Raw genomic sequence first — 19,820 nt, 5'->3', positions numbered from 1 at the left:
TGAAGGGAGGTGAGGGAGCATGAGGAACATTCTGATCACAGTTATGATGCTGATCGTCGTCGCGCTGCTGTTCACCAACATTATCGCACAGGACGGCACCGGCACGAGCGCGCGAATTACGACCCAAGGGACGACGACGAATACGACGCTGGGCAACCTGGAGCCTTAAAGGAGGCGTCTGACGTGAGGCAAATTTTGATGACCGTTCTGCTGATCGCGACGGTCGTGACGATCTATCTCGGCTTCAACTCGGGAGACGAGGGGGCGGAAGCCCGGCTAAGCGGCTCCGCGGAGAGAACGGCCGGCGCGATCTCCCGGATCAGCCCGTGAAGCAGCTCCTCGTCTTCCTGTTGTTCGCCGGAATGTTCTGTTGGCTGATGTTCTCCCCCGTGTACAAGCACGTTCTCGTCCTCCGGCAGGCGCTGCTTCAACAAGAAGCCGACTATCTGCTGGAGGTCGGAGCGAGCGGACGCTACGGATATATCGACGAGACGTTGATCGAGGCGTCCAAGACCAGGCTCGCCGAGAGCGGCTTCGAGCCGGAGAAGCTGGTGTATGCCGTAGGGGCGAGCAGCGGGGCGGAAGCCGGGGACGCCTCGGCTCCCCTTGCCCGGGGAGAGGGGCTTAAGCTGACCATCCGGTATCCGTACGACGGACTGCTGAACATCGACCGGCTGATCGGGTTGGAGCCGGAAGCGGGAGCGATGCTGTCGGCCGGCGGAATGAAGATGAGCGAATACGTGCCGTAGCTCCTTCTCTCCTCATCCCTCCTCTGATGGGGAGGGGCTGCTGCCGGTCGGTTATCGGTGAGGCAGTTCTGCGGTGCGAGCAGTCGGTTATCGGTGAGGCAGTTCTGAGAGTGCGCGTAGTCGGTTGCCGGGGAGGTCGCTCCGTGAGCGGAGGTTATCGGGAGAGACGTCTCGTTGTGTAGTCGTTGGAAGGGGGCGGGACTGTGCACAAGCTCGTATTTGTCGTTCTGATGCTGATTGTCTGGTGGACGCTGCACGCGATCCAGGTGGACGAAGAACTGGCTTTGTCCGTTGTGCACGAAGGCAAGCGGGCGGTCGACCGGGCCGCCCATGCCGCCGCGCAGCAGATCGACGAAGCGAAGCTGGAGGCTGGCGTGCCGGCGATCGACCGCGACAAGGCGATCGCCTCCGCGGCGTTGTACCTCAAGGAGAACCTGCGGCTGGAGGCCGATCTGTCGCCGAGCGAGGATGGATATCTCCGGGAGCCGGTCGAGGTGAAGGTGCTCGACATCGTCGACGAGACGCAGGCGTTCCCTTATCGGTACCGGAACGACGAATACGATTACGAGGTCACGTTCCGCCGTCCCGGCGTCGTGCTGATCGCCCATATCGTCTATCCGCGTGTGTTCGCCGCACTGCCTCCGATCGAATGGGAGCTGAAGGGGGCGGCGGAGTTGGTGTACTGATGACGAAATGAATGTGAAAAATCACATAAAAACATGCGTAGGACGGCCCTGGAGCGGGATGAATGTGAAAAATCACATAAAAAACGCGCGGTGAGCGGTCCTGAGGCGGGATAAATGTGAAAAATCACATAAAAACGTGCGTAGGGCGGTTCTGGGGCGGAATGAATGTGAAAATTCACATAAAAAGCGTGCGGTGAGCGGTCCTGAGAAAGGAATCAATACGGAAGTTTTAACACGCATAAAACATGCGTGTTTTTTTTCTTGTTTTTTTGCTAAGTCAGCTCCTCCTTCGCCAGCCGCTCCACCCCCACCGAACCTCCGTTCCTCCGGCAACATGCCTGTCTTTCCCAACATCCTCCTCCCAACATCCTCCTCCCAACATCCTCCTCCCCGCTACCTCTGCCCCAGTTGACTCCCCCTCCCAACTCTGCTGTAATCAAGGGACAGAGTTCTGGCAGACGAGGGAGATGGAACCAAGCATGGACAAGAAGCATATGCAGCAGCCAAGCGAACTTACGGGCCAGTCCGAACCGGCAGAGTCCTTCGACCAGGCTGACCGATCCGACCTGACAGCCTCGGCTCCCGTCCGCCAGGCTGACCGATCCGACCTGACAGCCCCGGCTCCCGTCCGCCAGGCTGGCCGATCCGACCTAACAGCCCCGGCTCCCGTCCGCCCGGCTGATCGATCCGACCTGACAGCCCCGGCTCCCGTCCGCCCGGCTGACCGATCCGACCTGACAGCCCCGGCTCCCGTCCGCCCGGCTGACCGATCCGAGTTGACGGATCGCCGCATCCGCCTGCAGCGGTACATGGAGCGCGAGCGGCTGGATGGCTGCCTTGTGACGCAGAACGTGGGCCTGTTCTACTGGACGGGCTCGATGCAAAGCGGCTATTTGTTCATTCCGCGGAGCGGAGAGGCCACATACTATGTCAGGAAAAGCCTGGCCCGAGCGCAGAACGAAGCCGAAGTGAGAACAGTGGAACTGGGCAGCTTCCGGCAGTTCGGCGACAAGCTGGCCGCGGACTACCCGGAGACGTTCGCAGGGGAGACCCCGGCCGCGATCGGCGCGGACCTGGACGTTCTGCCCGCGCAGTTGTATCTGCGGCTGCAGGAGGCGATTCCGCGCGCGAAGTGGGCGGATGCTTCCGCCATCATGCGCAAGACGCGCAGCGTGAAGTCGGAGGCGGAGGTCGCCGCCATCCGCCGCGCCGCAGGTGTCGCCGCCGAAGCGCTGGCCGAGGGGCTCGCGAGGCTGCGCGAAGGGATGACCGAGCTGGAGCTGATGGCGATCATCGAGGGCGTCATGCGCCGCAAAGGGCACATCGGGCTGATGCGGATGAGAGGCTACAATCAGGAGATCATGACCGGGGTCGTCGCGGCGGGCGAGGCGGCTGCGACGCCGACGTACTTCGACGGGCCGGCGGGAGGACTCGGGCTCGGACCGGCGGCTCCGCAGAGCTCGTCGACGCGGCCGATCGGGCGGGGAGAGCCGATTCTGCTGGACATCGGCTGCTGCGTGGACGGCTACACGATCGACCAGACCCGGACGGCCGTCATCGGTCGGCTGCCGGAGGAGCAGCGCCGGGCGTACGACACGGCCGAGGCGATGCTGCGGAAGATCGAGGGCATGCTGCGCCCCGGGGAGATTCCGGAGCAGTTGTACCTCGCCGCGCTCGAGGAAGCGCGGGCCGCCGGCCTCGCCGGGCACTTCATGGGCTTCGGGGCCGACCAGGTGAAGTTCCTCGGGCACGGCATCGGCCTCGAGATCGACGAATGGCCGGTGCTGGCCCGAGGCTTCGCGGAGCCGCTGGAAGCGGGGATGGTGCTGGCGATTGAGCCGAAGTTTACTTGGCCCGGAGTCGGGGTGGTCGGCATCGAGAACACGTACCTCATTACGGCGGACGGCTTCGAGACGCTGACGGTCAGCCCGGAGCGCGTGTACGAATGCGAGGCAAGTGAGGCGGGCGGGCGCCCCTGACGCCAAGCCCTCTTGCTGCGGCGGCTCGCCAAGCCTCCCAAGAAGCCCGGCCCGCTAGCCGGCCGGGCTTCTCCTCCCCCATCCACACTCCTCTCTGGTTCGCGCGAGCTTCTCTGGTGTATTTTCCCCGGTGCTTGACAGTGGTTCATAATTAATATACACTAACTTACATTATGTAAGTGATAATCGTCCTCAATTGTCCCAGGCTGCGTCCGAATGAAGGCGCAAGAGCTTCGCATGAACTTCCAGACCAATGAACGCAGGTGATCCAGCATGATCTCTAACGATATTAAGCAACTCCTTCTGGACAAAATGACGCTGCTCGACAATCCCGGCCACCGCAAGCTCGTTCTGGTCGGCCCGGTCAAGCTTCCGATTCAGATGGAGGACCGGGTGGCGGAATTCCAGTGGTACACGTGGCTGGAGCTGAAGGACGGCGATGCGACGAAGGAATCCGTCCTGGACTCGCTTCCCGCGATGAACCTGGCGGACCTGCAGCAGTCGTCCGTTCTCGTCTACGGGGACTTCGCGAACTCCCGCGAGGCGCTTGTCCGGATGCATAGCATCTGCCACACCGGCGACATCTTCGGCAGCAAACGCTGCGATTGCGGGTATCAGCTCCGCCAGTCGCTGCGAATGATCGTCGAGCACGGCAGCGGCGCGCTTTTCTACCTTGCTCATCACGAGGGCCGCGGCATCGGGCTGTTCTCCAAGTCGCTGGCGTACATCCTGCAGCAGGAAGGGCTGGATACGGTTGAGGCGAACGAGGCGCTCGGCTTCCAGGACGATATCCGCTCCTACGAGCAGCCGATTCGCGTGCTGAAGTCGCTCCGCTCCCGTCCGGTGACGCTGATCACGAACAATCCGCGCAAGCTGGCCTCCTTGAGGCAAAGCGGGCTCGCCGCGGCCGGGCATCTTCCGCTGTGGGGAGACATCTCGGACTACAACCGCTTCTACTTGGCGACGAAGGTGGCGAAGTCGGGGCACATTCCGCAGGAATCGCGGGCGATGGCGTAAAGCCTGCACATGGAATCCAATCACCCAATCATCCAATCACCCAATCATCCTTAGCGTACAAGAAAGGCAGGAGAATCGAATGCTGATTCGGGCGGACGTCTGCATCGTCGGGGGCGGCCCGGGCGGAGCGCTGCTCGGCTATCTGCTGGCCAAGCGGAACGTCTCCGTCGTACTGGTCGAACGCCATGTCCGCATCGACAAGGAGTTCCGGGGCGAGCACCTGACGGCGGACGGAGAGGACATTCTGGTCCGGCACGGGCTGTTCGACCAGGTCGTTCGGGAAGGCTTGCTCCCGATGAAGCGGGTGGAGTATTGGCAGAAGGGGGCGGCGAAGGAGGTGCTGCTGCCGAATCAGGAGGCCGGGGAAGCTCATATGAGCATTCACGTTCCGCAGCGCAGCCTGCTTGGCGCGATTATGCAGCAGGCGAAGCGGCTCCCTTCGTTCCGCCTTCTGATGGGCACGGCGGCGAAGGGACTTCGGCGCGATTCGGCAGGCCGGACGAACGGAATCGCAGCGCTTAAGAACGGGGAAGAGATCGCGATTGAGAGCTCCGTCGTTGTGGGGGCCGACGGCCGTCATTCGCTCATCCGCAAGTGGGCCGGCATCCCCACGGTTGCCTCGAAGCACGGCTTCGACCTCCTCTGGGCCAAAATCCCGCAGCCAAACGCTTGGGAGCCGGTCATCCGCAACGCTCTGTCAGGGGACCAGCCGATCTCCCTGTTCACGCAAGCGGGCGGGCACATCCAGATTGGATGGAACATTCCGGAGGACTCGTATTCTTCGCTGCGGAAGGGGCCGATCGAGTCGTTCCTTCGCAGACTGATCGACGAATACCCCGATCTGGAAGCGGCCGTGCGGCAGCATATCGTCTCGTGGGACGATTTTATTCTGCTTAAGGTGTACAGCAGCTACAGCGAGACGTGGGCGCGGGACGGCATCGTCATTATGGGCGACGCCGCCCACACGATGAGTCCGACCGGAGCGTTCGGCATCAATTGTGCGCTGAAGGACGCGGACGTGCTGGCCGAGCTGCTGCTTCGTCTCGACCTGGGCGAGCCGGTGCCGGCCGAGCGGCTGCAGGAGTTCGAGCGCCAGCGCCGGGAGGAGATCGATCGGTTCCATCGACTGCAGCAGGAGAAGGAAATCTCTTACGCCAGCCACTTCACCGCTTGACGCCCCCTGCTTCTTGCGGTCCTTCTATCGATTCTATTCTCCCTATTTGAAATCCATCCCATTCTCTAGTAGAATCGAAGCATTAGTAGAATCGAAGCATTAGCAACAGTAGAAGCATAGTACAATCGAAGCACACGGCTACCAAGGGAAGGTGAATCCCCATGTTTAAGCTGGGAGAGAAGATCGTCGTTGTCGGCGACCGCTACGAACAGAATCTTCCCGTCGGCGACTACGGGTATGTGATCGCGTACGATCGCAATGCGGACAGCGTATTTGAATATATCGTGCGAATCCCCAAGGCGAATCGCCAGTTCTACGTGTCCGCCGAGGACATCGAGCTCGAGGAGACGCTGCTGAGCCTGGAGGCCGACCGAATCGAGCGAGAGGCGCTGATCGACTTCGCTCTGGCGACGCACAACGAGGAGCTGTTCCGGCGAATCATGAACGGCGGCGAAGAGGCGACCCCGGAGAGCGAGAAGGACGTGCAGTCCCGCGAGGATTTTATCCGGCAGGTTAACCTGAAGGCGTGGATCTAAGGCAACGTTGGGGAAAATAAAACACCCGAGAAGGGCGCGGCCATGCGGACCTGACGGGTGTTTTATTTTGGCTGTTTGCGGTCATGCGGCGATTAGTGGACTCCCACCCCGGCAGCGCTTGGCACGGGAACCGGAGATGGACGGCCGAACAGATACCCTTGCAGAAGCGGGACCCCCGCCCGGCGCAAGTAGTGCCACTCCCCCTCGTTCTCGACTCCTTCGGCCAAGACAACGCCGTGGAAGCGGGAGACCCGGTCGAGGATATCGTCGATATGCCTCATTTTGTCCGGGGTGCGGTGACAGTCTGCGATCCACTTGCGGTCGAGCTTGACGTAATCGGGCTGCAGCACCTCCATCGCGTCCACGGTGGCGAACTGCTCCCCGACGTCGTCCATCGCGAGCCGGACCCCTTCGCTGCGGTAGGCATCGAAGACGTCCAGCAGATGCCGCTTGTTGTCCAGCCGCTCCGTCTCCACGACTTCGAAGACGAAGTCGGCGGGGTCCATCCCGCTGTCCTTGATCGCCCGGAACGTATCCTCCAGACAAGCGGACGGCCGGTACAGCGACGAGGGAAGAAAGTTGATGAACTTCTTGACTCCCTCCGGCAGGTGGCTTGCGGCGAGTCGAATGGCGGACAGCCGGGCTTCCCGGTCCAGATACGAGTGCAGCCCGGCCTCGCGCGCGGCATCGAACAGCTCTGCGGGCCGGAACGGCGACTGCTCGGGCAGCGGGCGCAGCAGGAATTCGTAGCCGATGGGCGAGCCGTTCGGCTGGACGATGGGCTGCATATGGCTGGCGAACCTGCGATTGACGATCAGATCGACGACCGAATGGCTGCCGACGCTGGCCAGCAGGAAGCCGATCGGCAGCCAGCCGTCGTGCTCGGCTTCTTCCGTCTCGGCGGCTTCCGGGTAAGCGGGCGCTTCGGCTGTGTGCGCGGCGGCGATCGGCGACGCATCCTCCTCGTAGGTGATCCGGCACCTCAGCGCGCCGCGCGCCGCGTCGCCCGTCCGCCGTCCGAGCTCATTAACGAGGCGCAGGAACTCTTCGTTCCGCGCGAAGGGGACGGACCAGACCGGATGCTCGCCGTCTCGCGCGGACGATGAAGGGCCGACCAGCTCGTCCAGCAGCGCTTGCGCGCCGAAGTCGTCGGAAGCCAGCTCGAGCAGCCCTTCGTCTCGCAGCGGCAGGTGTCGGTTGCATACGTGGTAACGGGGCATGGCGATCTCCTCCTTGGATGTAAGGACTGACGCACAACAAAGCACAGACGCGCAAGGCAGTATCTGTATTATTCCCCGCAGCGGCGAGAATGAATCAGGAAGGGGTCGCCTCGGGCTCAGGAACCTCATGCTGCTTGGCGGCGCGGGTCGACGGAGCGGGCACCTGGAAGCCGGCTAGGCGAACTTCAGCCCTCCCCTGCCATCCCTCTTCGTGTACCGCGATTGCTCTCCGGCCTCCGCTCGGCCTGTTGACCCTGCACGCAGCGCAGAAGCCGTCCCGACCAACGCCGACCGATTAACTCAACGCCGACCCTCGACCACACCGTACTCCGACCGCCGCTGGGTGTTATGTTCCCTGCTCATCCCTATCCTGAACGAACATCAATGCGAAATTTCACATAAAATCTTATTGAACGGCGGCGAAATCGCGATTTTATGCTAAAAATCGCATTCGTAGAGGGGGGGACCTCCGTTTAGCGGCGGATATATGTGAAAAATGATATGAAATCGCAAAAACCGGCGCTCGCAGCCGAAATGAATGTGAAAAATCATATTCGTTGCGGCGATGGGCTTGAACAAGGGGGGAGATGAGAGCGGCAACCGGCCCTCATTGAGTTAAATCCGCTTGTCCGATATAATAATTAGAATGATTGGACACATGAAGACGGGGAGGAAGTACTTAGCATGAGCATTACGGTCAAGGACGTGGAACACGTTGCGAATCTGGCCCGACTCGCCCTTACGGAAGCCGAGAAGGAACAATTCACGGGCCAATTGAACGCGATTCTTAAATACGCGGACAAGCTTAACGAGCTGAATACGGACGGCATCGAGCCGACGAGCCACGTGCGTCCGATGGTGAACGTCATGCGCGAAGACAAGGTGGCCGAATCGCTGTCGATCGAGAAGGTGCTGCTGAACGCGCCGGACGAAGAGGACGGGCAGATCAAGGTGCCGGCCGTTCTGGAATAACGCCGAGTTCAAGGCGCCGGAGCGCATAGCCGTGCAGATAGCCATTGCAGATAGCCATGCACGCTGACAGGTCTGATTCGAATGCAGGCCTACATAAGAAGGAGGAATTATTTTGTCGTTGTTCGATCTGCGGTTATCGGAAGTCCATAACCGCCTTCAACATAAAGACTTGTCCGTGTCGGAGCTGGTCGACGCCTCGTTCCGCCGGATCGAGGGGACGGACGATCGGATCGGGGCGTTCCTGACCTTGAATGAGGAAGCGGCTCGCGCGGAAGCGCGCAAGCTCGACGAGAGCGGCTCCGCCGAGCGCGGTCTGCTCCACGGGCTTCCCGTCGGCGTCAAGGACAACATGGTGACGGAAGGGCTGCGGACGACATGCGCCAGCAAGTTCCTGGCCAACTACAACCCGATCTACGACGGAACGGCGGTTGCGAAGCTGCGCGAAGCCGAGTCGGTCATCATCGGCAAGCTGAACATGGACGAATTCGCGATGGGCGGCTCGAACGAGAACTCCGCGTTTAAGGTAACGCGCAATCCGTGGGACCTGACGCGCGTTCCCGGCGGCTCGAGCGGCGGCTCCGCGGCGGCTGTCGCGGCAGGCCAGGTGTATTACGCGCTCGGCTCCGATACGGGCGGCTCGATTCGCCAGCCGGCCGCCTATTGCGGCGTCGTCGGCCTTAAGCCGACCTACGGGCTTGTCTCCCGGTTCGGCCTGGTCGCCTTCGCGTCCTCGCTCGACCAGATCGGCCCGATCACGAAGAACGTCGAGGATGCGGCGTTCGCGCTGCAGGCGATCGCCGGGCACGACTCGCGCGATTCGACGTCCGCGAACGTCGACATTCCGGATTACGCGTCCGCACTGACCGGCGACGTGAAGGGATTGCGGATCGGCGTTCCGAAGGAATACCTCGGGGCAGGCATCGATCCCGAAGTGAAGAGCCGCGTCATGGAGGCGCTGAAGCAATTCGAAGCGCTCGGCGCCGTCTGGGAGGAAGTATCCCTTCCGCACACGGACTACGCCATCGCGACGTATTATTTGCTCGCGTCTTCGGAAGCATCGTCCAATCTGGCACGCTTCGACGGCGTTCGCTACGGCGTTCGCGCGAGCGATCCGGACAACCTGATCGATCTGTATCGCCGCTCCCGCAGCGAAGGCTTCGGGGCGGAGGTGAAGCGCCGGATCATGCTCGGCACGTATGCGCTGAGCTCCGGTTATTACGACGCCTACTACAAGAAGGCGCAGCAGGTCCGCACGCTTATCAAGCAGGACTTCGACCAGGCGTTCGAGAAGTATGACATCCTCGTCGGTCCGACGGCTCCGACGACGGCGTTCCCGATCGGCGAGCAGGTCGGCGATCCGCTGACGATGTACCTGAACGATATCTGCACCATTCCGGTCAGCCTGGCCGGCGTGCCGGCGATCAGCGTGCCGTGCGGATTCGCGGACGGAATGCCGGTCGGCCTGCAGATTATCGGCAAGCCGTTCGACGAGGCGACCGTGCTGAGAGCGGCCCACGCCTACGAAGGATCGACCGAGCATCACAAGGCTCGCGCCGAGCTGTAACCGCGAAGGGAATCGCACTGAGCAATATGCCTTGAGCAATTCGCGTTACGCAACACGCGCTGCAATACTGCAATACAATCGAGGAGGAGTACGCATGTCCATCCTGGCCCCATATGAAACGGTAGTCGGTCTGGAGGTTCACGTCGAGCTGCACACGAAGTCGAAGATCTTCTGCGGCTGCTCGACGTCCTTCGGAGCGCCGCCGAATACCCATACCTGTCCCGTCTGTCTGGGACATCCCGGCGTCCTGCCGGTGCTGAACCGCCAAGCGGTCGAATACGCGATGAAGGCCGCGATGGCCATCAACTGCGAGATCGCCGAATGGTGCAAGTTCGACCGCAAGAACTACTTCTATCCGGACTCGCCGAAGGCGTACCAGATCTCGCAATACGACCAGCCGATCGGAAGCAACGGCTGGATCGATATCGAAGTGAACGGCAAGACGAAGCGCATCGGCATCACGCGGCTTCACCTGGAGGAGGATGCCGGCAAGCTGACCCATACGGGCGGCGGCCTCGGCTCCCTGGTCGACTTCAACCGCGTCGGCACGCCGCTTGTCGAGATCGTCTCCGAGCCGGATATCCGCTCTCCCGAGGAGGCGAAGGCTTACCTCGAGAAGCTGCGGGCCATCATGCTCTACTGCGACGTCTCCGACGTGAAGATGGAAGAGGGCTCGATGCGCTGCGACGCGAACATCAGCTTGCGCCCGCACGGGCAGGAGAAGTTCGGCATCCGCGCCGAGCTGAAGAACATGAACTCGTTCCGCGGCGTTCAGCGCGGCCTGGAATACGAGCAGATCCGCCAAGCGGAGATTCTTGACGGCGGCGGAGAAGTCGTTCAGGAGACGAGACGATGGGACGAAGCCCAGGCGAAGACGTTCAGCATGCGCGGCAAGGAAGAGGCGCATGACTACCGCTACTTCCCGGACCCGGACCTCGTTCGCCTGCACATCGACAAGGAGTGGCAGGAACGGGTCCGCGCCACCATCCCGGAGCTGCCGGATGCCCGCCAGGCCCGCTACGCCGAGCAGTACGGCCTGCCGTCCTACGACGCCGGCGTTCTGACTTCCTCGATGAAGCTCGCGGATTTCTTCGAAGAGAGCCTTAAGTATACGAGCGACGCGAAAGCTTCCGCGAACTGGATCATGGGCGATCTGCTCGGCTACCTGAACGCGAACGGCCTGGAGCTGGATCAGGCGAAGGTAACCGGCCAAGGGCTCGGCGAGATGATCGGCCTGATCGAGAAGGGCACGATCAGCTCGAAGATCGCCAAGGCGGTGTTCAAGACGATGATCGAGACGGGCAAGGCGCCGCAAGCGATCGTCGAGGAGCAAGGCCTTGTGCAGATCAGCGACGAAGGGGCGATTCTCGCGATTGTCGACAAGGTCATTGCCGCCAACCCGCAATCGGTCGAGGACTTCCGCGGAGGCAAGGACAAGGCGATCGGATTCCTGGTCGGCCAGATCATGAAGGAGACCAAGGGCAAAGCGAACCCGGGACTCGTCAACAAGATGCTGATGGATCGCCTGAGATCCTGATTCGCCAGGAAGCGGCAGCCCCGCATAGGGGAGGCCGCTTCCGTCTATATTCGCAAGAGAGAAGGATGCGCAATGAGGATCGAGCTTCTTCGAACGGAAGACCGCTTCGCGGCGGAGGAGCTGTGGAGCCTGCAGCACGCCGCCTACCGGGTCGAAGCCGCGCTTATCGGAGTGGCGGACCTGCCGCCTCTTCGCGATACGATCGAGACGATAGGAGTCTCAAGAGGAATCGTCTGGGGAGCCAGGGATGAGGATGGCGAGCTCGCCGGCGCGATCGAGATCGAAGAGGGTGCGCGGGAGCTGACGATCGCCAAGCTGATGGTCCATCCGGCGTTCTTCCGGAGAGGAATCGGATCGGCGCTGCTGAATCACGCACTTGCCGCGTATCCTGTAGGGAAGGCGTGGCTCGTAACGGCGGAGGTTCGCAACAAGCCGGCGATCGCCTTGTACGAGAAGGCGGGCTTCCGGGCGGACTATACGTTCCAGCCCCGCGAAGACATTACCATGCAGCTCATGCGCCGGGAAGAACGGCCTGGCCTTCCGTCCAGGTCGCCTCCCCGCCGCTGAGCCATTGTTGCCTGGTCCAATTGCGTGATAAAATTCATACTGGAGTTGAAGCGGGAAATGGTTGATCCCTGGCAGATCGACAATTGGCACATCGCACTTCGGTTGATCCTGTCCGTCGTGCTCGGAGGATTGATCGGCTTCGAGCGGGAACGCAAGAATCATGCGGCCGGCCTCAGGACACACATTCTGGTCTGCCTCGGTTCTTGTCTGATCATGGTTTTGTCCATATATGGTTTTACGGATTTTATCGGCCAGCCGAACGTGAATCGCGATCCGGCGCGGCTTGCCGCCCAAGCGATTACGGGCATCGGCTTCCTGGGTGCGGGAACGATCATGTTCACCGGCAAGTCGATCACGGGACTGACGACGGCCGCATCGCTCTGGGTCGTCATGGCGATCGGGCTCGCCGTCGGAGCAGGCTTCTACTTCCCCTCCGGAATCTCGGTTCTCCTGGTGCTGCTTGTGCTCTGGGGGCTTAACATCATAGAGAAACGATTCTTGAACCAGATGAAGGAGCATCAATTCACATTAACCGTCGATTCGGACCTGCTGTCGACGGAGCAGATCGAGACGATCTTCCGGCAGAGGGAAGCGAAGCTGCTTCGCATCCACTTCGACGAGCTGGTCGACGGAATTCATTCGGTCGCCAGCATTCGAATAAGATTCAGCGCCAGATTGCCGCGAACCGAGCTGGCTCTTCCGATTGCGGAGGAATTGAGGCGAATGGCCGGCGTGACGAGCGTATCCGTCGAATAGCCGGCATCAACGAATAGGAATGGGAGGCTTCCGACATGAACGGTCCGGAGCAGAACGAGGGCTATTATCCAGTATCTTATCCACCGAAGAAAAAATGGCTGGCCGCCATGCTCGCTGCTTTTTTTCCGGGAACGGGGCATATGTACTTGGGGCTCATGTCCAGAGGCATTCTCATCATGCTGATGCTGGCCTTGAATATTGTCGGAATCGTCTATTTCGGCATCGAGAATGAATACGATAATAAAGTGCTGTTGATCGTTCTTCTCAGCCTGATGGTTCCGATCCAATACTTCTACAACCTGTTCAGCGTTCTGCAATGCGCGGAATTGGTCAATGACCGGCGGGCTGCGGGCTTGCGTCCGCCTGCGGACCCGCTCGGAGCTTCGGGAACCGGGCCGTCGCAGGACGGAGCGGGCCGCTGGGACGGAGAGATTCGCCAAGTGCCCGTAGGGGGCATCATCGTGCTTCTGTTCGCGGCGCTGTTCCTGTTCGTCCTCTCCCGTTCCGATTGGGGCCACCGCGTGCCGCATCTGTTCGGTTCGTTGCCGGGGGCAGTTCTGTTGATCGGAATCGGCGTTCTCGTATGGCTCTGGGATCGCCGGGGACAGTCGCAGAAGAAGGAGTAACGGCACGAATTCGGCTGTTTCGCAACAAATTTGGCGCGTTGGCGACTCTCTTCCATTGACAATTCTGAAAATAAACAATTAAAATTAGTCTAAACAAGTAGGAAAGGCTGTGAAGAGCATGGATTCCAGGGTTCATCATGCCGTGGACCAGCTCAAATCCGGAGGGGTCCGGATGACGCCGCAGAGGTATGCCATACTGCAATTTCTGATGGAATCTCAAGCTCATCCGAAGGCGGATGACATTTATCGGGCGCTGTCCCCCCAATATCCGAGCTTGAGCGTGGCGACCGTCTACAACAACCTGAAGCTGTTCGTAGATGCCGGTCTTGTAAGGGAATTGACGTATGGGGACAACTCGAGCCGCTTCGACGCGGACCTGTCCGATCATTATCATGCGATCTGCACCAGGTGCGGAGCGATGGTCGACTTCGAGCACGAGCCCGTGCGGGAAGTGGAGGAAGCCGCCCGGCAGTTGACCGGGTTCGTTGTGCATGGCCATCGGATGGAGGTTTACGGGCTCTGCCCGACCTGCGCTTCGTTGCAGGCCTAAACGGCTTCATTCCATCAGAGGTTCAATCGGATACATTCGGAATAGACGCGAGAGAGGTTTGAAGCCTTCTCGCGTTTTTATTTGTAACTTTGCGAGTCTCGCATTCGTTATTCTTATGAGTCAAGAGAGAAGGAGAGTGTACGGTTGAACACGATGGCGATGACCGGCAGACGCCGTCCGCGCAGACGGCTCGGCCCGATTCTGACAATTCTTGTTGTACTTGCCGCTGTTGCGGCGGCCGTTCTATACTGGCGTCTCACGGAGCTTCCGAACACCGCCCGCGAGACGCCGGAGTATCGAGTTCTTGCCCATCCCGTCATGGTGGACGGCGAATGGAGCGGGGAAGGGGCGCTTGGCGAAGGGGAAGGGCTTCTCGTCCCGCTGGAGATCGCGAAGACGCTGCTCGGCGACGGAGTGAGGTACGAGGAAGATTCGCAGTCGATTATTCTGACGACCGAGAAGGCCGTGCTTCACTTCAAGACGGGAGAACTCGACGCAACGATGAACCGCAAGCCGTTCACGCTCAGCTTCGCGGCGAAGGAGCAGGACGGGAAGCTGTACCTGCCCTTCGCCCCGCTGGAGCAGTTGTTCGGCATTCAAGCGGTGACGGGGGCCTCCTCCGGAATCGTATCCCTTCGCCTGCCGGACCAATCGATCCAGACGGCCAAGGTTCCGGCAAGCGCGAAGAAGGCCGTCAAGCTGCGCAGCGGGCCGAACAAGAGCTTCCCGATCGTCGAGGATCTTGCGCCCGGCACGGACGTGACGATATGGGGAGAAGAAGAAGGCTGGTACAAGCTTCAATCCGCGGAAGGCTATCTGGGCTATGCGGCCAAGTCCGACGTCGTGCTCGGAGAGATCGAGCGAACGCCGGCCGCGGGTGCCGAGGGCGAGGAGCCGTTCGTGGCGTGGAAGGTGACGGGAGAGCGGATCAATCTGACCTGGGAGCCGGTCTACTCGGCGAATCCCGACACGAGCAAGATCGGGGAGCTGACCGGCGTCAACGTCGTCAGCCCGACCTGGTTCGCACTCAAGGACGGCTCGGGCCAGATTATCAGCAAGGCGGACGCCGGCTATTCGGAATGGGCCAGGAAGAAGGGAATCCAGGTATGGGGGCTCTTCAGCAACAACTTCGAGCCGGAGCCGACGACGGAAGCGCTCGCCACCTACGAGCGGCGCATCAACATGATTCAGCAGCTTCTCGCCTACGCGAAGACGTTCAAGCTGAACGGCATCAACCTGGACTTCGAGAACGTCGAGACGTCGGACAAGGACAACTTCGTCCAGTTTGTTCGGGAGCTGGCGCCGCTTGCGCACGAGCAGAACCTGGCGTTGTCCGTCGATGTGACGCCGAAGTCAAGCAGCGAATACTGGTCGCTCTTCCTCGATCGGCCGCGGCTGGCGGAAGCGGCGGATTACTTGATTCTCATGGCTTATGACGAGCATTGGGCGTCCAGTCCCGTCGCGGGTTCCGTCGCCTCCCTCTCGTGGACGGAGCAGTCGATCGTTCGCTTGCTGAAGGAGGACGGCGTTCCGGCGAGCAAGCTCATTCTCGGCATGCCGCTCTACACGAGAATGTGGACGGAGACGACGGAGAACGGGGCGACGAAGGTAACCTCGAAGACCATGAGCATGAATTCGGTCCAGGAGTTGCTTGCCTCGAAGAAGCTTGTTCCGCAGTTGTCGGATACCGGACAGAACTATGTGGAATTCAAGGAAGACGGCGCCACGAAGAAAATCTGGATCGAAGACGCCACGTCCATTGCGAAGAGGGCGGAGCTTGTCAAGAAGTACGATCTGGCGGGGGCGGCCACTTGGCGGAGAGGCTTCGAGAGCACGGATATATGGGCGGCGCTCGACCAGGCGCTGCAGTCTCGGCCGTAGGGCATATGCCCGGATGAGGAAAAAGGCGACGCAGGGGGCTTCTCCCCGGCGTCGCCTTTTTGTTCTAGCCGATAATGCCGGAGAGGAACGTCTCCAGCGCGTCGAGCTCGGTCAGATTGCGGTTGCAGGCATCGCTGTCTGCACACAGGTAGTTGCCGATCGCCTTGTAATAGTCGGGCGACGCATTCGCCGGCTTCGACTTCGCGATTGCGGTGAACAGCGAGACGTCTCCCTGCTTCTTGCAGACGAAGCAGATGCCCTTCTTCGGAGCGGGATTGAATCGCCCTTCTACGCCGATGAGCTTGCCGCGAAGCGGATAAACGAGAAACTGCTTGTTCGCCGCGATGTCGAGCCAGCCCAGATACGTGACGCTGCGGAGGTCGACGCCGCTCAGCTCGGGCAGCTTCAGCTTCTTGATCTTCGGGAACAGCTTCCTGAGCTGCCCGTCCGTCGTCCCGGGGAACGCGGCGCGATAAGGCTCAAGCGCGAGAAGATAACGGCTGAACTGCTCCTCCGATTCGCAAGGGAGGAAGCTCTCCAGAAGGGCCGACTGCTCGGGCGAAGCGTCCGGGAACGCCTCGGCGATCGCGAGCTGGGTTCCTTCGCGGACCGACTTGACCACTTTGGGATCGGAGGCCGTCTGGCAGGCTGTCTTCAACTGGCGAATCTGCTTCCGGATCAGGTTATATTGGTGATTAAGAATAAAAGGCTGGTTCATGGCTTTACCTCTCTTATTTGTATTGGACTGAAGCGGACAAATAAGGTGCAAAGCCTAATGCTCGGGCGATTCGTTCTATTGCTTCAGGATCGTCCGCCCCGTGCGTCGAATCGCCCTTATCAGGCTTCGCACGAGTCGTTGCCAGTCCCGGCAAAGTGATTTGCCATCCCCTACCGACCCCCTTTCACGAGTTGGACGTGCACTCAGGAATGCGACAGCGTCTGTTCTTCGGAAGGAGCTCCGGTCGTCGCTGCGGCCGGGTCCCAGGTCAGAATCGTGTGGCAATACATGCACCGGTCCGTCTTGCCGAGCATCTTCGTCCGCTTGCCGCATTCCGGACAATCGATGACCGGAGCGCTTGTGGAGAGCATGCCTACCCAGAAATAGATGACCATGCTCGCCGCGCAGGAGATCAAGCCGAACACCATAAAGATTCCTGCGATGATCTTGCCGATCTCGCCGAACAGCAGGATTCCGCTTGTGCCGAACACCATAAGCCCCATGCCGCCGAACACGAGCAACAGTCCCCATGTCCGCATTGTTGATATTTTGCTCGCTTTGAACTTCATATCGTGATGGCTCCCGTCTTCATAATTGGGCATCCGGCAGGAAACCGGAGTCGCTCTGTAGAATAACTCATTTAGCAAACTCCATTATATCCTACAAAGGACGAACAGACCACTTTCTCCTCTATATCGCGGGATATCGCGGGGAAAAGGAAACAAGCGGGCGGGGAGGCGACACTCGTGAGCAGGTTGGATACCAGCGGATTGTTCTATATGGATCTGTTTGGTCGGGAGGACGGACTGGAGAGCCTTCTTCTCGTCATCGATCCCTATTCGTACGGCGGATTAAACGACGGGATGGACCGTCTTGTCGTCGCCGTATTCAACAAGCCGCCCCTGCGCGACGTGGAGCATTGGATGTGGGGAGAGACGCGAATCCAGGTGAACCGGATCACGATGGACGGGGTCGAGAAGTGGATCACCAGCGGCGAGCATAAGGGAGTCGTGCAGTGGATTCTGGAAGGCGACGTCCTTCTGGATCGCAACGGCTATCTGTCGGATCTTCGCCGAAGGCTTGCCGAGTGGCCGGCTGAATTGAAGGAACGCAAGATTCTGTGCGAATTCACGAAGCTGACGAGAACTTATCTGCAGGCCAAGGAAGATTTGAAGAACGGGCAGCTTCTGGACGCCTACAGCAACATTCTGTCCGCTCTTCATCATTGGGCCGACATCTCGTTGATCGAAGAAGGGATGCATCCGGAGCTGACCGTCTGGGTTCAGATGAGGCGGGTCAATCCGGGGATCTATAAGCTGTACGAGGAGCTGACGACGAGCTCCGAGACGCTCGAGCAACGAATTCAGCTCGTTCTGCTCGCTTGCGAATTCTCGGTGCTGACGAAGCTCAGATCGTGCTGCGCGCTGCTTCTGCGGATCGTCTCCAGCAGGCCGGAGCCGTGGAGCGTGCCGGAGCTTCAGCGCCATCCGGAGCTGGACGGCCTCCAGGTCGATCTGTCGCTTGTGCTCCAGAAGCTCGTCATGAAGGGGCTTCTTCGCGAATCGACGAGATCGCAGCGGGAAGCCGGGCTTGGCGCCATGGAGATCCGCTACGCTCCCGCGCACGGAGAATAAAGGACGAAGTCGAAGACATCGGCGCGGCGTCGAGCCAAGCTGCAACCATAAAGCCAGGAAGACAACCTGCGAGCATACGGCTCGCGGGTTCTTTGTCTTTGCGGCGAAGGATTGAAAGATGAACAGGAAGAACGTATAATCATGATAACGATTCTCATTATCACGTTTGTTGCGCGAGGGATTCACGATATTTTCGAGGAGATGACGACAAGCATGGCCAAAGGACCGATGCCGCAAGGGGGACGGGTGCTCTTCCACTATTCTTCCATCGCGGTTCTGAACGACGATACGATTATTACGGCTCCGGCAGGGCGCAACGTATGGAGGGCTAACGGGAACGGCGGATGGGACAACTGCGCGGAGGGGCTTCCCAAGAATGTGCATGTCAATCGGCTGCAACGGTATTCCGACTTCTTGTTCGCCTGCACGGATCGCGGGCTCTACCGCTTATCGGACGACCAAGGTTGGATTCTGGAGGAGATGCCGATCAACTGCTATCAATATAAAGAGACGGGAGGTCTTGCGTTCGCCGCTACCGAGCACGGCCTGTGGTGCCGAACGTCCCGGGGGTGGAAGAACACGGCGTTCTCCGGGAATGCGATCTACGACTTCCTCTATACGCCGAGCTACGTTTATCTGGCCATGGATTGGGGAATCGCGATGTATGATCGGCTGACGTGCTCGTGGGAGCAGTTCGCCCTTCGTTCCCGGATCGTCAGTCTGGGTTCTGCCAATGGGCGTTTGCTTGGGGTGACGGAGAACGGCGAACTGATCGCAGGGAACGGCAGAGGCGGATTTGAGAAGATCCGGTTCGACGGCATGTTTATTTTCAAAATCATTCAAGCGCAGAAGAGCGTATATTTGTGCACGGATCGGGGATTGTATCGGTTAAACGAGCTTCGCCGCCAGTGGCTTGTCGTCTCGGTCAGTCTCGGCTCGCCGGTCACGGATGTCGCGGTGCAAGGTCCCAACTTATACGCGGCTACCTTAAGCGAAGGAGTCCAGACGATCGAATTGGGGCGGGAGATCGGAGAAAGCTGAAACGGAGAAAGCTGAAAACCAAAAGGAAAAAAACTGAAAACTAAAAGGAAGAAAACTGAAAATTACTTCTTTAGCGGACAGCGTTGACGGGGCTATTGTATCTGTGTTAAATTAATTCTCGCCGCCGCAAGAGCAGGGCGCGGATGGCAAACGAGAAACAGTTCGCCAATATGGCGAAGCGACAAGGAAGAAATTACCTGTTGCAAACGCCTAACGAACTGTGGTATCTTATAAAGGTCGCCGCTGAAAAGCGGATGGCAAAGATTGACGAAACAACAAGATCCAAAGCAATGACTTGTTCCTTGAAAACTGAACATCGAGCGTAATGAAATCGTCGAGCGGAACTTCGGTTCTGCGAGACAAACCAGCAGTACAGAACGAGCCTTCAAGGTTCTTCTAAAGGTTTGACCTTTATGGAGAGTTTGATCCTGGCTCAGGACGAACGCTGGCGGCGTGCCTAATACATGCAAGTCGAGCGGAGTTGTCCCTTCGGGGATGGCTTAGCGGCGGACGGGTGAGTAACACGTAGGCAACCTGCCCTCAAGACCGGGATAACATTCGGAAACGAATGCTAAGACCGGATACGCAAGCCTGGGGCATCTCGGGCTTGGGA

General features: G+C 59.9%; 21 protein-coding genes and 1 rRNA gene. 19 read left to right on the top strand and 3 right to left on the bottom strand.

Going from position 1 to position 19,820, the window contains the following annotated elements; genetic code table 11:
- The first annotated feature begins 19 nt into the window (after positions 1 to 19).
- From E6C55_RS34005 to E6C55_RS31040, 8 genes are all read left to right on the top strand, one after another.
- The gene (locus tag E6C55_RS34005; protein WP_168735974.1) at positions 20 to 169 is read left to right on the top strand and encodes a hypothetical protein; all 150 of its coding nucleotides are present in this window, start codon (positions 20 to 22) and stop codon (positions 167 to 169) included.
- 14 nt (positions 170 to 183) lie between these two features.
- Entirely contained in the window at positions 184 to 330 is a 147-nt protein-coding gene (locus tag E6C55_RS34000) for a hypothetical protein (protein ID WP_168735973.1), read from the top strand.
- Positions 327 to 749 carry a hypothetical protein gene (locus E6C55_RS31070; RefSeq protein WP_136373732.1) on the top strand — a complete coding sequence of 141 codons (423 nt, stop codon included), beginning with the start codon at positions 327 to 329 and terminating at the stop codon, positions 747 to 749. Before E6C55_RS34000 ends, E6C55_RS31070 begins: the two co-directional genes overlap by 4 nt.
- Positions 750 to 952: 203 nt before the next feature.
- Positions 953 to 1,435, top strand: a complete 483-nt coding sequence (locus E6C55_RS31065; protein ID WP_136373731.1) for a hypothetical protein — start codon at positions 953 to 955, stop codon at positions 1,433 to 1,435.
- A gap of 479 nt (positions 1,436 to 1,914) precedes the next feature.
- On the top strand, positions 1,915 to 3,414 hold the full coding sequence (locus tag E6C55_RS31055; protein WP_269145570.1) for a M24 family metallopeptidase: 1,500 nt from the start codon (positions 1,915 to 1,917) through the stop codon (positions 3,412 to 3,414).
- A 273-nt stretch (positions 3,415 to 3,687) separates the two neighbouring features.
- Positions 3,688 to 4,431: a GTP cyclohydrolase II gene (locus E6C55_RS31050; RefSeq protein WP_136373729.1), complete on the top strand. Its 744-nt coding sequence runs from the start codon at positions 3,688 to 3,690 to the stop codon at positions 4,429 to 4,431.
- A gap of 79 nt (positions 4,432 to 4,510) precedes the next feature.
- Positions 4,511 to 5,605, top strand: coding sequence for an FAD-dependent monooxygenase (locus E6C55_RS31045; RefSeq protein WP_136373728.1), 1,095 nt, complete (start codon positions 4,511 to 4,513; stop codon positions 5,603 to 5,605).
- 161 nt (positions 5,606 to 5,766) lie between these two features.
- On the top strand, positions 5,767 to 6,141 hold the full coding sequence (locus E6C55_RS31040) for an ATPase (RefSeq protein ID WP_136373727.1): 375 nt from the start codon (positions 5,767 to 5,769) through the stop codon (positions 6,139 to 6,141).
- Between the two features lie 92 nt (positions 6,142 to 6,233).
- On the opposite strand, the gene E6C55_RS31035 is transcribed toward E6C55_RS31040, so the two are convergent.
- Positions 6,234 to 7,361, bottom strand: coding sequence for an EAL domain-containing protein (locus E6C55_RS31035; protein ID WP_168735972.1), 1,128 nt, complete (start codon positions 7,359 to 7,361; stop codon positions 6,234 to 6,236).
- 684 nt (positions 7,362 to 8,045) lie between these two features.
- On the opposite strand from E6C55_RS31035, the gene gatC reads away from it, so the two are divergent.
- From gatC to E6C55_RS30995, 8 genes are all read left to right on the top strand, one after another.
- Positions 8,046 to 8,333 carry an Asp-tRNA(Asn)/Glu-tRNA(Gln) amidotransferase subunit GatC gene (gatC, locus tag E6C55_RS31030; RefSeq protein WP_136373725.1) on the top strand — a complete coding sequence of 96 codons (288 nt, stop codon included), beginning with the start codon at positions 8,046 to 8,048 and terminating at the stop codon, positions 8,331 to 8,333.
- Between the two features lie 112 nt (positions 8,334 to 8,445).
- Positions 8,446 to 9,897 (top strand): Asp-tRNA(Asn)/Glu-tRNA(Gln) amidotransferase subunit GatA, encoded by a 1,452-nt coding sequence (gene gatA / locus E6C55_RS31025; RefSeq protein WP_136373724.1) that lies wholly within the window; start codon positions 8,446 to 8,448, stop codon positions 9,895 to 9,897.
- A gap of 94 nt (positions 9,898 to 9,991) precedes the next feature.
- On the top strand, positions 9,992 to 11,434 hold the full coding sequence (gene gatB, locus E6C55_RS31020) for an Asp-tRNA(Asn)/Glu-tRNA(Gln) amidotransferase subunit GatB (protein WP_136373723.1): 1,443 nt from the start codon (positions 9,992 to 9,994) through the stop codon (positions 11,432 to 11,434).
- A 72-nt stretch (positions 11,435 to 11,506) separates the two neighbouring features.
- Positions 11,507 to 12,001 carry a GNAT family N-acetyltransferase gene (locus E6C55_RS31015; RefSeq protein ID WP_136373722.1) on the top strand — a complete coding sequence of 165 codons (495 nt, stop codon included), beginning with the start codon at positions 11,507 to 11,509 and terminating at the stop codon, positions 11,999 to 12,001.
- A 57-nt stretch (positions 12,002 to 12,058) separates the two neighbouring features.
- Entirely contained in the window at positions 12,059 to 12,757 is a 699-nt protein-coding gene (locus E6C55_RS31010) for an MgtC/SapB family protein (RefSeq protein ID WP_136373721.1), read from the top strand.
- Positions 12,758 to 12,792: 35 nt separating this feature from the next.
- On the top strand, positions 12,793 to 13,383 hold the full coding sequence (locus E6C55_RS31005) for a hypothetical protein (protein ID WP_136373720.1): 591 nt from the start codon (positions 12,793 to 12,795) through the stop codon (positions 13,381 to 13,383).
- 118 nt (positions 13,384 to 13,501) lie between these two features.
- Entirely contained in the window at positions 13,502 to 13,933 is a 432-nt protein-coding gene (locus E6C55_RS31000) for a Fur family transcriptional regulator (protein WP_136373719.1), read from the top strand.
- A 153-nt stretch (positions 13,934 to 14,086) separates the two neighbouring features.
- Complete coding sequence (locus E6C55_RS30995) at positions 14,087 to 15,814, top strand: glycosyl hydrolase family 18 protein (protein ID WP_136373751.1); 1,728 nt, start codon at positions 14,087 to 14,089, stop codon at positions 15,812 to 15,814.
- Positions 15,815 to 15,878: 64 nt separating this feature from the next.
- On the opposite strand, the gene E6C55_RS30990 is transcribed toward E6C55_RS30995, so the two are convergent.
- Both E6C55_RS30990 and E6C55_RS30985 read right to left on the bottom strand, forming a co-directional pair.
- Complete coding sequence (locus E6C55_RS30990; protein ID WP_136373718.1) at positions 15,879 to 16,532, bottom strand: FusB/FusC family EF-G-binding protein; 654 nt, start codon at positions 16,530 to 16,532, stop codon at positions 15,879 to 15,881.
- Between the two features lie 203 nt (positions 16,533 to 16,735).
- Positions 16,736 to 17,101 (bottom strand): DUF2614 family zinc ribbon-containing protein, encoded by a 366-nt coding sequence (locus E6C55_RS30985; RefSeq protein ID WP_136373717.1) that lies wholly within the window; start codon positions 17,099 to 17,101, stop codon positions 16,736 to 16,738.
- Between the two features lie 177 nt (positions 17,102 to 17,278).
- Here E6C55_RS30985 and E6C55_RS30980 point away from each other — a divergent pair, with 177 nt between their 5' ends.
- The 3 genes from E6C55_RS30980 to E6C55_RS30970 form a co-directional block, all read left to right on the top strand.
- The gene (locus E6C55_RS30980) at positions 17,279 to 18,166 is read left to right on the top strand and encodes a nucleotidyltransferase-like protein (protein ID WP_136373716.1); all 888 of its coding nucleotides are present in this window, start codon (positions 17,279 to 17,281) and stop codon (positions 18,164 to 18,166) included.
- A gap of 141 nt (positions 18,167 to 18,307) precedes the next feature.
- Entirely contained in the window at positions 18,308 to 19,207 is a 900-nt protein-coding gene (locus E6C55_RS30975; RefSeq protein ID WP_136373715.1) for a hypothetical protein, read from the top strand.
- 410 nt (positions 19,208 to 19,617) lie between these two features.
- A 16S ribosomal RNA gene (locus E6C55_RS30970) occupies positions 19,618 to 19,820 on the top strand; the annotation flags it as partial.

This window comes from Cohnella fermenti, from assembly GCF_004801405.1.
Taxonomy (GTDB): domain Bacteria; phylum Bacillota; class Bacilli; order Paenibacillales; family Paenibacillaceae; genus Cohnella; species Cohnella fermenti.
This window is presented reverse-complemented; position numbering and strand designations above follow the sequence as displayed.